Annotated in this window: 9 protein-coding genes and 2 pseudogenes; 9 read left to right on the forward strand and 2 right to left on the reverse strand. The window is 36.3% G+C overall.

Annotated features, from left to right (window positions below):
* The first annotated feature begins 20 nt into the window (after positions 1-20).
* The 5 genes and pseudogenes from RVS70_RS17425 (at position 21) to RVS70_RS17445 (ending at position 6510) form a co-directional block, all read left to right on the forward strand.
* Positions 21-2001 (forward strand): annotated as a pseudogene (locus RVS70_RS17425) (S9 family peptidase).
* A gap of 515 nt (positions 2002-2516) precedes the next feature.
* Positions 2517-4307, forward strand: coding sequence for an alpha/beta hydrolase family protein (locus tag RVS70_RS17430; RefSeq protein WP_121604334.1), 1791 nt, complete (start codon positions 2517-2519; stop codon positions 4305-4307).
* 402 nt (positions 4308-4709) lie between these two features.
* On the forward strand, positions 4710-5039 hold the full coding sequence (locus RVS70_RS17435; protein WP_026679704.1) for a PadR family transcriptional regulator: 330 nt from the start codon (positions 4710-4712) through the stop codon (positions 5037-5039).
* Complete coding sequence (locus RVS70_RS17440; protein ID WP_026679703.1) at positions 5036-6190, forward strand: DUF2812 domain-containing protein; 1155 nt, start codon at positions 5036-5038, stop codon at positions 6188-6190. The genes RVS70_RS17435 and RVS70_RS17440 overlap by 4 nt, the downstream gene beginning before the upstream one ends.
* 35 nt (positions 6191-6225) lie before the next feature.
* Positions 6226-6510 (forward strand): DUF3953 domain-containing protein, encoded by a 285-nt coding sequence (locus RVS70_RS17445; protein WP_152525392.1) that lies wholly within the window; start codon positions 6226-6228, stop codon positions 6508-6510.
* Between the two features lie 46 nt (positions 6511-6556).
* On the opposite strand, the gene RVS70_RS17450 is transcribed toward RVS70_RS17445, so the two are convergent.
* Together RVS70_RS17450 and RVS70_RS17455 are read right to left on the reverse strand one after the other, a co-directional pair.
* Positions 6557-7018 (reverse strand): carboxymuconolactone decarboxylase family protein, encoded by a 462-nt coding sequence (locus tag RVS70_RS17450; protein ID WP_026679702.1) that lies wholly within the window; start codon positions 7016-7018, stop codon positions 6557-6559.
* Positions 7019-7119: 101 nt separating this feature from the next.
* Positions 7120-7995: an RNA polymerase sigma-70 factor gene (locus RVS70_RS17455; RefSeq protein WP_026679701.1), complete on the reverse strand. Its 876-nt coding sequence runs from the start codon at positions 7993-7995 to the stop codon at positions 7120-7122.
* Between the two features lie 341 nt (positions 7996-8336).
* Between RVS70_RS17455 and RVS70_RS17460 the strand changes: the two genes are divergently transcribed.
* The 4 genes and pseudogenes from RVS70_RS17460 to RVS70_RS17475 form a co-directional block, all read left to right on the forward strand.
* A complete protein-coding gene (locus RVS70_RS17460; RefSeq protein WP_051388224.1) occupies positions 8337-8882 on the forward strand; it encodes a DUF2812 domain-containing protein in 546 nt (181 codons plus the stop codon).
* Positions 8883-9386: 504 nt separating this feature from the next.
* Entirely contained in the window at positions 9387-11189 is a 1803-nt protein-coding gene (gene glmS, locus RVS70_RS17465) for a glutamine--fructose-6-phosphate transaminase (isomerizing) (protein WP_121604335.1), read from the forward strand.
* 317 nt (positions 11190-11506) lie between these two features.
* Entirely contained in the window at positions 11507-12337 is an 831-nt protein-coding gene (locus RVS70_RS17470) for a TnsA endonuclease N-terminal domain-containing protein (RefSeq protein ID WP_121604337.1), read from the forward strand.
* Positions 12318-13118 (forward strand): annotated as a pseudogene (locus RVS70_RS17475) (hypothetical protein); the annotation flags it as partial. The gene RVS70_RS17470 and the pseudogene RVS70_RS17475, both read left to right, overlap by 20 nt.

The following is a 13118-nucleotide window of genomic DNA, read 5'->3' on the forward strand; positions in this document are numbered from 1 at the left end:
CATTACGAGGTGGTTTATTAATGAAAAAGAATGAAAAAACATATCTAAGTATAGAAGAAATTATTTCATTACCAACCTTATCAGGTACAAACATAAGTGATAATGGCAAAAACGTAGCATTTGTCAAAAAGACAGCTAACTGGAAAGACAATAAATATCGGAACCATGTATGGATATATGAAAAAGAAAAGGGGCAGTGTTACCCATTAACAACTGGTGAAATAGATAGTACATACCCATTATGGTCTCCAGATTCTAGGAATATTGCATACCTTTAGCCCAGTTGGTGATGAGGAGAATAAGACAAATCAAATCTTTGTTAAGTCGATAGATGGTTATGACGGGGTTCAAATTACTAATGAGAAAGAAGGAGTCAGTAAATTCCAATGGGAGCCTAATGGCAAGGGTTTTTATTATGTTGCGCAGTTAAAAGAATGCGAGGAGATAAGGAAACGTAAGGAACTGTATGGAGATTTCCGTCATGTAGGTAATGAATATCAGAATAATTGTTTATGTTACATTGAAATAGATAAAGTGATACAAAATGATAAATATGAACACAAAAATAGCGTTGTTTATCAACTAACTGATGGTAAGGATTTTCATATCCATGAATTTGATTTGATATTTCAGATGATGGGAAAAAGGTTGTATTTATAGCTACACCAAGCCCAAATATGGAAGAGTATCTGAATGGAGATCTATACATATTAGATATTAAAGCGGAAGAGCTACAAAAGATGCATATAGATAAGTTGTTGGGAGGGAGTGTTTGCTTTTCTCCTGAAGGCAACAAAATATGTTACGCAGCAAGCATAAGGGAGAAGGATTACTATAAGACCCATATACAAGATATTAATTTAGAAATATATGATATTAATAATGGAGAGCTCATTCAACCTTTTAGCAAATTTTGATAGTACGGTAGTTCCATTACGCTGGACAACTAAAGGAATTTTAATTAGATGGTAGAATAAAACTAATTATCTTATTGGGTTACTAGCTGAGGATGGCACTGTGGAAATGTTAAGCGAAAAAGTAGATAGTTTTATAATGGATGCTTCTATAACAAGGGATGAAAATCATATATCCTATAATAAGGCTATAACAAATGAAATCTTTGAAATCTATTTAGACGATACAAAAATAACGAATGAAAATAGCTTTCTCAAAGGAAGGCTTAAATGTAACAGGGAAATAATTTCATGGATAAATAGTGATGGTCTTGAAATAGAGGGAGTTTTATCAACCCCAGTAGAGTTTGACACAAATGAAAAGTATCCCTTATTAGTGGTAATCCATGGTGGTCCAGCTTGGGCATCCTTTCCAATATTTTCAGATTGTTTTAATGAGAAATATCCTATTGAACAGTTTATTGGAAAAGGCTTTATCGTTTTAGAACCAAACTACAGGGGAAGTTCTGGTTATGGTAATGAATTCTTGAAAGCTAACTATAGAAAGCTGGGAATTGTTAATTACGATAATGTCATATCTGGAGTAGATAATCTAGTTGACAAAGGGATTGCAGATAAAGATAGAGTAGGGGTTATGGGATGGAGCAACGGAGGATATATATCAGCCTTCTGTTCAACATTTAGTAGTAGATTTGTGGCTATTTCAGTTGGAGGTGGAATTACTAATTGGAGTACCCATTATGTAAATACAGATATACCTTACTTTATTAGTATGTATTTAGGAAATAATCCATGGAATGATCCAGGGATATATACGAAAACATCACCAATGACATATATTAAAACTGCCTGTACTCCCACTTTAATCCAACATGGCGAAAAGGATGTAAGAGTTCCAACTCCAAATGCATATGAGCTATATCAAGGGTTAAGGGATATGGAAGTTGATACAGAATTAATTATATTTAAAGGAATGGGATATAGTTCAGACCAACCAGGAATTAATGTGGCTATTATGAAGCAGAATTTGATGTGGTTTTCACACTATATTCTTGGAGAAAGTATGAAAGATTTTAGGGTTCTATAATGGATATCCTCAAAGGATACATAAGGATGAATTTCTAATTTAAGTCGACTTTTAGTCTTTATTGTTTTCGTATCAATCACAGGTTTTTTTATACAAATAGATAAGATTTGGAACTATTGATGCAGTTTCTATATTATATAGAAGCTATATCTTTCGGGCGAAATCCTTTGTATCGAATCAGATGCACGTTGGCTAATTTCTTCGATTACAAAATCCTATGCAGTCGAATCGATGGGTTGCTGCATGGAGTTTCTTGCTCCCTTCTTTAATATGATTTAAATTATATGTTACTTGGGCATCTTCACTTCTTGATATGTTGGATTAACATCTCACTGCTCCTTCTCCTTCTAAAGGCTGAGAAGATTCTACTTCTCCTGACTGTGTTACAACAAACTGCTACGTGCTACTATTGGTATAGAAATACTATCGACCCTCATACAGATACGTTATACTACATATAAGTATTAATTTTCTAATAACTTAGAATGTAGGTGAAAAAAGATAGGAGGAGAGTAATGTTAAATTTTCCAAAGCCAACGGTGGAGCAGTTTTTTCGTACCTATACGATCACAAATTTTACAGTTAGCGTTGATGAGAAGCGGTTAATATTTACCTCGAATTTAAATGGTAAGATGAATTTATGGGCAATGGATCTACCAGACACATTTCCTTATTTATTTGCCCATCATGATGAAGCTTGTAGCTTTATCAAGGTTGATCCGAACAATCGATTTGTACTAGCAGGATTTGATAAAGATGGTGATGAAAACCACCATATATATGCATTGCCTGCTGAGGGAGGTCTGCCACAACCTTTAGTAACAGGAGAGGCATCGGAAAAATATTTCTTTTCGCATTTAAGTGAAGATGGGGAGCGATTATACTATATGACGTCTGAAGATAATCCCTCTTTTTTGAATGCGAGAGTCCGAGATCTTCGAACAGATACGGATCAACTTATACATGAAGGGGAGGAATCGCTTACAGAGCTAGCCGCTGTTTCCAAGGATGAAGAAGCATACGTGTATTTATGTTCGTTCGCAAACACCTATGTAACAGGGTATGTAAAATCTGGAGAGAATAAAAATTACCTCACACCAAATCCTGATAAAGTCCATGTTGTATTTGATCCGATATTTACAGATAATCAAACCATCTATTTTTTAACAGATTATGAGAGTGAATATAGTTATCTTGCAAAATTTGATTTGGGTTCGAAACAGTTTTCAAAAGTTTTAACGATTGAGAACGAGAGTATACAACTTTTAAAATGGCATAAAGAGAATCAATGCTTTTATTTGATAACGGAAAAAGGCGTTACGGATGTGATGTATCGCTATGAAGTAGCAAGCGGTAAGCTCCATACGTTAAAGTCTCCAGTAGATGTAATTGATCAATGTCATGTTACAACATCTGGTTCCATCTTTTTATTAGGACGAAGCGCTACAGTGCCTAGTAATATTTTTCAATCCGTGGATGGTGGGGATTGGCAGCAACTTACGAATAATGGAGTACTTGGTGTAAAAAATGAAGATATGGTTGAACCGGAAATTGTAAACTATTCCTCCTATGATGGGATGGAAATAGAAGCCTTGTTATTTAAAGCCCACCCAGAATATGATAACGGTCATACTATTTTTTGGCCACATGGTGGACCACAGGCTTCCGAGCGAAAGATGTTTCGTTCAATGTTCCAATGCTTCTTAAATCGTGGTTATTCAATATTTGCTCCTAATTTCCGAGGCAGCACAGGATACGGCGCCTCTTTTGTAAAAATGGTGGAGCAGGATTGGGGTGAAGGACCACGATTGGATTGTGTAGCAGGAGTAGAGTGGCTAGTTAACAACAAAATTAGCACTCGAGAGAAGCTCTTTTTAGTAGGGGGCAGCTATGGGGGATACATGGCGCTATTATTACATGGACGTCATTCTGAATATTTTAAAGCAGTTGTTGACATATTTGGTCCTTCTGATTTATTTACTTTTGTTAATTCAGTTCCTCCGCATTGGAAGCCGCTGATGGAACGTTGGTTAGGTGATCCAATTAGGGATGAAGAACGATTTACTAAAGATTCTCCAGTGACTTATTTGGACGGAATGACGAAGCCCATGCTAGTCATTCAAGGAGCAAAGGATCCCCGCGTTGTAAAAGAAGAATCGGATCAAATTGTTGCCAAGCTTAAGAAACAAGGGCGTGATGTGGAATATTTAGTATTGGAGGACGAAGGGCATGGCTTCGCAAAAAAAGAAAATGAAATAAACGTATATAAGCGGATGCTTGATTTTCTAGATCAACATCAATCCTAAGAAAACACAGCTTGTAGTGAGCTAGGAGACTCGCTACAAGCTTTTTTCGTAATCGAATAAAACTTACCCGCTTTTCACAGACATACACCCGACTCCAATCATCAAAAGCCATCTTAGCGTTTTTTACGCTGAAGTTCTGTACTATACATCCTCTTTATCCCGCATATAACTGGCAGTAAGCCCCCAACCAAGCAATAAAGTGAAGTCAATATGGAGAAGAGTGGGAACAACTGCCAGTAAATGTCCGATTGGTTCAACTATCAATCCGAAGCCCCGCGGATTGAAGTTTCACTTTATTCATAGTAGAAGAACATGGTGCATCCTTTATATCATCGTTGACCGATATGTCACGATGCGATATAGTCGAGTTGTGACATATCAAGTAGATAGTAGGTGGATGTGATGAAGCGTGAGAAACTGCTGAAAAGTTACATACCAATGACAGAGACAGCTTTTTATATTCTTATTTCTTTAATTGAACCAAGACATGGCTATGGAATCATTAAGCATGTCGAAGAAATAACCAATTATCGAATTCGTCTCGGGTCTGGAACAGTTTACGGTACGTTGACTAAGATGCACCGAGATGGGTTGATTAGTGTTTATTCAGACAGTAAACGCAAGAAGATCTATGAAATTACCCAGAAAGGTCAGAATTTATTACAGATAGAAATACAACGGTTAAAAGAATTGCATGCTAACGCAATAAAGTATGGGGAGGAGCTATTATGATTAGCGTATTCCGTCCATTTTGGAGTTATGATGTAAATGCGACAGAGAATTGGTTAACATATATGGCACAGCAGGGTTATCACTTTGTGAAGTTCAATCGGTTAACAAGACGGTTTTATTTTGAAAAAGCAGGTACAATCATGCAAACACCAACATATTGGATAGAACACGAGAAAAGGGGTAAAGCTGATCTATCGAAAGCATTACAGGAGGATGGCTGGAGACAAATTTATGCAGAGCGAAATTGGCATGTACTGCGTAACGAAAAAACATTACATGATATTACAACACTTCCAGCTAGGGAAGGAATGATACGGAGAAACGATACCCTTAGAAAGTTATTTTTCATACTATTACTCGCCTTGATATTCACTGCCCTTCCCCCCGTTTTGTTACTGGGAGTTTCGTTAGTAATGGCTGGTGTGCCACCATCTGTAGAGGGAGGGCCAGGATGGCTATTCACAGCATTAATCGGCTTATCGCTATGGATGTATATTCCATATTCTTTTTTCAAATTAAATCAATCGGTAAAGCAATTAGAAGCGTGCGACGTGTTAGAAAACAAACAGAGGTTGTCGCAAGAAAAGTATACGTCAGACTTTGTAAAATGGAGGTTAGGATGGATATATGCACCTGATAAGTTAGAGAAATGGTTAGAAGCGATGGCTAAGCAGGGGAAGCAGCTTGTAGCAGTTCGTACATTTGGAATAAGATTTTATTTCAAAGATAGTAGGCCGCAGCATATTCGATATTGTGTGGACTACCAGAAAGAGTTAAATCGCGCTTACTTTGATATGCACCTTGGTGCTGGATGGAGGCTAATGCATGCATCAAAAGGATTTATGAATAAATGGTCGATTTGGTCTATGGCCTATGAAGAGGGTGAAGAGTTGCCGCAATTATATAACGATACAGTCCATATGTTAGATCATGCTAAGCGAATTGCATTTTCTCATCTTTTCATGATGCTTCCGATGACTAGCATGTACGTGGTGCTTTTTTCAATGCAGTGGTCAGCGGATATGGGCAAAATGGATTGGTTTATGCTAATTGTTTTTGGTATAGCGGTTATTGAGTTTGCTACCTTTTCGCTTCAATCAGGTCTTTATTATCAACGGATTAGAAAAAGAGTTTCAAAGTTTTTCCCGTGAAGTCTTTACGTATAAAGGATTAACATCTAATCTTCGTGAAATGGAATTACGCATTTAGGGAAGTGGTTATCATCAGAGTTAGTAGAAGAAGCTTACAGTTAACGATTATCGTGTTATCAGGTTATCAACTTTTAACAGGAGATTTGCGTTTCATGCCATTAACTATTTTATTATTAGGATTGTTATTCATCGTAATGGGAATAAACGAAGTGAGAAAAGATAAATTGAATATATGGGGTTATGTTAGCTTCATTACAGCAGCATTTTTGTTTTTCGTAACATTACAGCTGCTACTTAACGTGAATACTTTAAACAAGTAGAGCAAGTACCTATACTTGTTGATAGAATACTTGCTCTGGTATCAAGCTATTTTGCGGTAACAGGGCTGTAATTTCCAGGTACATTATTAACGGAAATAGACAAACGATTCCAGCAATTGATGGTAATAATAAGGGCTACAAGATCAATATATTGCTTTTCATCAAAGTACATGCGTGTCTGTTTATATAGTTTATCAGGCACACCATTTACTGAGATAGCAGTCACAGCTTCTGCTAATGCTAAAGCTGCACGCTCGGTTTCTGTATAAAATGGTGCCTCACGCCAAGCTTGTAAACAATATATCCTTTGCTCGGTTTCTCCTATTGCCCGCGCATCCTTCGTATGCATGTCGATACAAAAAGCACAGCCATTCATCTGTGATACGCGAATTTTAATTAATTCGATTAATTTCAGATCAAACGCTGTTTTTTTCTTGTATTCCTCAAGCTGCACTAGTAATTTGACAATTTCAGGTGACGTCTTCTGATAATTGATTCGTTGTTCCATTCAAAATCACTCCTTTTAAATATTGGCCCTTCACTATATAGACAAAATAGCTAGCTGTTTTGTGACAAAAAAGAGAGAGCTGTGTGTGTGCTCTCTCATTATCAGTGTCTAGGTATTGAAATCCGGTTTAATTTATCCGGATTAGAAACAATATAAATGCGACTTATATTCTTTTGACTTCTATCTAAAGCAAAGGTAATGATTTTTACTGGACGACCATCTTTAACTTGTAAAATACCTTGTTGACCATTGACGATGACAGCGTAAAGTTTCCCACTAAAACTCCCCTTAGAGAAAATTCCTTTAAGGAAAGCTGATACACGGCGCTTATTTAGAATTGGATAGATGGCAGCAAGTACTTTCCCGCCCCCATCTGTAACTAGAACAACATCCTCTGTAAGCACATGAATAAATTCATCAAAATCACCTGTAGTTGTAGCATCAAGGAATGATTTTGTAAGGTTCTCGGCACGATCAGCGTGGTTTGTGTGGGCGGAAAATAAGTCGTTTTGTAATTTTTTCTTAGCACGACTATATATTTTCCTAGTGTTTACTTCTGTTTTATTTATGATATTAGCAATTTCAACATAATGATAGGCCATTGCTTCCTTTAAAACGAACACAGCTCTTTCTGTCGGAGTTAATTGCTCCATTAAAACTAAAAATGCATATGAGATTGCCTCATCTGTAATTACCTTGTCTAATGGCTGCTTGATAAAATGAACTTGTGGTTCAGGTAACCAGGTGCCAGTGTAGGTTTCCCTTTGTGTACGTGCAGATTTTAAAAAGTTAATACAATGATTGGTCGTTGTTTTCGCAAGGTACGATTTGAGATCTTTTATATGAGCCGTTTTTTGGTTCATTTGTAATAAGGAATCATGAACAATATCCTCTGCGTCTGTAACGGAGCCCAGCATTCGATACGCTATGGAAAATAGATAGGGCTGATATTCTTTATACATCTTCTTGAATTCCATTGGAACCTCCCCTTTTTTGTTGGATATAACAGGCAGTAGGATTCCACTTCAAGCGATATAAGTGGGGGAACGACTGACAGTAAATATCCAATTGGTTTAAAGGTCTTTAGGTCATACTGTTGTAGTATTTAGAGGATAAACAAAACCCCCAACTGATTGAAGTTCACTTTAATGATTTTCTATAGTTTACCGCAGGTTTTTGAGTAGTAAAACCCCAATATTTATTTTACGTTAAGAAGAACATCGTAAAAAAATGTAATAAATGGTCAATGGTAGCGTAATTATGAAATAAGGGGGTTCAAATAACTTCATGAAATAGGCTCAGAGGGAGGGTTAGTCCAATGAGAAAAAAATGGAAGCCATTTTGGAGTTATGATATAAGAAAAATGGAGAACTGGTTGCATGATATGGCATTAGCGGGTTATCGACTGACGAAGATCAGAACGAATAAGCGATTATTTATCTTTGAGGAAGCGCAACATCCTCAAAGGATTCACTATCATATTGTATATGATAAATCAATGGATTACCACCTGTCTGAAGCTATACAGAGTGAGGGCTGGAAGGAAGTGTGTCACCAAGGAAATTGGTATGTGCTTGCTAATGAAAAACCAGCAGAAGAACTAAGATGTTATCCAGTACGTGATGGTATTATTAAGCGAAATCGTAATATTTTATATTTTTATGGTGGAATATTTATTTACCTGCTTCTCACCTCCTTATTATTTTTAGTATTAAGCTGTATTACCATATTTTATTTCGGCGGTGTATTAACATTTGAGGAGAAGCCATTTTGGATAGCCACCCTTATCTTCGGAGGTATTCTATGGTTACTCGCTCCGTTTTCAACGATTCGGTTATATAAAACAAATAAACAGTTTTGGTAAAAGAGGTACTTCATACATGGTGCCTCTTTTCTTCTGCTAAGGACATGTAAATGGGAAGATTTTTAGAAGCATATTAGTCACATTGTATGAACAATGCCAATTTGTAATCATATAGTAATATAGCATCACAAAAAAATGATTGACGCAAATCAGAGAATAAGGTTAAAATGTGGTGTATCCTATTAGTAGGAAATTACGTTTTATTCTAGAAAAGAAAGGAGCATTAAAGAACGCTTTTATATGTTTTACAAAGCGCCAGGACTATTCTTTCCGAGCGATGGAAGATAGTTGACGAGGTTGGAGGTTATCGAATTGTTCGGCGGGTGCCTCCCGATTGCTCACCTCCATTGTAACGCTTTTTCTCAAAACAACAAGGTAACTTGTTGGCCAAAGGAAAAAAGCAAGGTGACATACAACAATCACGAGAAAGGGGCAGCACAACGCCCCTGTAACAATAAATTATTGGTTCGTTTGTCTGCCCCTTTATATAAGGAGGCCACAAACATGTGTGGAATTGTAGGTTATATTGGACAAAATGACACGAAGGAAATTTTATTAAACGGACTTGAAAAACTGGAATATCGAGGGTACGACTCTGCTGGTATTGCAATGCTTAATGATAATGGAATTAATCTTTTTAAAGTAAAAGGACGTATTGCCGCGTTAAGACAACGTGTAGATAGCTCTGTTCATGCAACTATGGGAATCGGCCATACCCGCTGGGCAACACATGGTGTGCCAAGTGAAGAGAATGCACACCCACACCAAAGCGCGTCTGGAAGGTTTACACTAGTTCATAATGGGGTTATTGAGAATTATCAGGATATAAAAAGAGAATACCTACAAGCTGTTGATTTTGTTAGTGAAACGGATACGGAAGTCATTGTTCAGCTTGTTGAACAATTTTTTGCAGAAACAAACGATACAGCAAAAAGTTTTCGTAAAGCAATGAGTCTATTAAAGGGGTCATATGCGATTGGCCTGATTGATAATGAAGACCATGATACGCTATACGTTGCAAAAAATAAAAGTCCTTTATTAGTTGGTTTGGGCGATGGTTTTAATGTTGTTGCAAGTGATGCAATGGCAACGTTAAAAGAAACAAATCAATACTTGGAGATTCATGATCAGGAAATCGTACTGGTTAATCGGAATTTTGTAGAGGTACAGAACCTGAACGGTAAGGTCCTTGAGCGTCAACCATTTACAACAAAAATTGATGCAAGTGACATCGAAAAGGGAACTTATTCTCATTTCATGTTGAAGGAAATAGATGAACAGCCATTTGTCATGCGCAAAATTATTCATGAATATCAAACAGAGAACAATGAATTAAAGCTTGATGCAAATGTACGTCAGGCTATGAAGGTTTGCGATCGTATTTATATCATTGCAGCCGGTACCAGCTATCATGCCGGACTAGTCGGCAAAGAGTTTATTGAAAAATTAGCGCATATTCCAGTAGAAGTCCATATTGCTAGTGAATTTTCCTATAACATGCCATTACTATCTGAAAAGCCATTGTTTATTTTCATTTCCCAAAGTGGTGAAACAGCAGATAGTCGTGCTGTGTTAGTAAAGATAAAAGAATTGGGACATCCAGCATTGACGATAACCAATGTACCAGGATCCACCCTTTCTCGTGAAGCAGACTATACGTTAAATCTATATGCAGGTCCGGAAATTGCCGTAGCATCCACAAAAGCGTATACGGCACAGCTAGCAGTCTTAGCTATTTTAGCTGTAGATACTGCAAAGGCAAAAGGATTGGATTTAGACTTTGATCCATTACAAGAACTTGCCATTGTTGCAAATGCGATGGAAGTATTAACAGATCAAAAAGAGGCAATTGAAGATTTAGTCCGTGAATATCTAGGAACAACACGGAATGCCTTCTTCATTGGCCGTAGTACCGATTATCATGTATGTATAGAAGGTGCATTAAAACTGAAGGAAATCTCTTATATTCAGGCAGAAGGCTTTGCTGGAGGAGAATTAAAACATGGCACCATTGCTTTAATCGAAGAGGGTACACCAGTTATTGCCCTTGCTTCACAAGATAATGTGAACTATTCCATCCGTGGAAACGTGCAAGAAGTAGTTGCTCGTGGAGCCAATGCATTAGTGATTAGCATGAAGGGACTTGAGCAGGATACGGATGCTTTTGTTATCCCACATGTACATGAATTATTGACACCACTTGTTAGTGTCGTACCTTTGCAGCTATTGGCATACTATGCTGCACTTCATCGAGACTGTGACGTGGATAAACCACGTAACTTAGCGAAGAGTGTTACAGTTGAATAAGTGAAGGTAAGATATCTAATATAAGTGTTAAAGACAAATAAAGTAGGAAACTAACAAAAAAAGATAGAAATTAACAAAAAAAGTTGGAAATTATACGTTTGTGGTTATTTTCACACTAACTGCTAATACTAAAGAAAATTACAAAGGATAATTGGTGAGAACATGAGTAATCGAATATTTACCCAAATAGTTAAATATGGTTTTAAAAAAGAGCGTTCATCCTTTAAGGGGATGAACGCTCTTTTTTGCCTTACTTGGTTACATAAACTTTAAATAAGTCGTAAATAAAAAAAATGATAACAGGGAGATAAATAATCATGGCAAAGAGAAATCGATCAACTACTGCTGTAAAGATTGAAAAATGGATTAAAGAAGGTAGAGGAACTGGTGAAGGTGCAGATTATAAACCGTGGCTAACTATTCGGGATGTTCCTTCGAGAGGTATTGCAACAAGAAATAAAGGTTGGAAGACTAAACGAATACACCAACTAATGTCAAAGTTAGAGTTAAATTACCTTTATACCCTTGAATGGTCTGATGCAGTTATTGACATAAGAGAACAATATCCACTACTACCATTGGAAAGGACATTAGAGATAGCAGATGACTTCGGAATTAAGCATCCTACTGATCCTCAAACTAATGAAGAAACTGTGATGACAACTGATTTTTTAATCACAATTGCAACATCCAATGGTCTTGCGTTAAGAGCTAGAACAATAAAACCATCATCTGATTTGAATAAAAGGACTATTGAAAAATTTGCTATAGAGCAACAGTTCTATAAAGAGCAAGATATAGATTGGGGAATTGTAACAGAAAAAGATAAATCGGAGCAGTTCATACGTAATATTGATTTTTTGTATAACGCAAGATACATAGAAAATATTCCAGGTGTAACAGAAGAAAGACTGAAAAGTATTTCTTCTTGGCTATTACTGGAAATAACGAATAGTAGTGACCCTTTATCTGTAGTAGCACTAAATTGTGATGAGAGACTTGGATATAAGCTAGGTACTTGTTTGTTTATCGTCAAATATATGATTGCAAATAAAAATTGGTTAATTAATATTTATGAAGAAATTGATCCCCTGAAGAAAATTGACATAAAACCACGAGGTGATAAAAATGAACAACATATTCGTTAACTCAGTAATTGAGTGGTGTGACCAAGAAAATAACTTACTGTCCATAGAAAGAGTATTATGGGTTTCACCACAAACAAATGACGTTGTATTAATTAGGATTGATGAAGAACAGAAATCACTACCGTTCTTTAGAGACTACGCAGAAGTATTAGACGCATTAGAAACGCCGTATGTTAAAAAGTTAAATAAGGATCCTTTACGGGACTTATTAAATATTTGCGATGAATTTATTAATAAACATAGAGATAAGAGGGATAAGGCTTGGATGATTATTAAAGATTTAGTGGAGTTAGAACCATTTATATATGTAAAAGAAGAAAGAGGAGAATTAATAAGTGATTGTATAAAAAAGCATGGCGTAAGAAGTAAGTATATTTATAAAAAGCTTAAACAGTATTGGGTTGGTGGAAAAACTAAAAATTCTCTACTTCCATTATATAAAAATAGTGGGGGAGCAGGAAAAAATAAGAGGCTGGGCAAGAAAAAAGTAGGACGCCCATCTAATTTATCTAGAGAGTATCCCAGTATGATCGGAGTGAACGTTACCGATGAGGACAAAAAGGTTTTTAGAGCAGCTATTAAAGCGTATTATGTAAAATCAGATGCACCTGAACTGAAGGATACATACGATAAAATGATTAAATCCTTTTATCAAAAGATAAGAAAGTATAAAAATTTGGCTATACCAGAGTGTTTCTTACTGTGGTATTTTAAGTATATGGAAAAAAACATCTTGAAACGAATCTTTTTTGATAAACATCAACATTGGGAAGCATTTAAG

The organism is Virgibacillus sp. M23, from assembly GCF_034190895.1.
In the GTDB taxonomy this organism is placed as follows: domain Bacteria; phylum Bacillota; class Bacilli; order Bacillales; family Amphibacillaceae; genus Virgibacillus; species Virgibacillus salarius.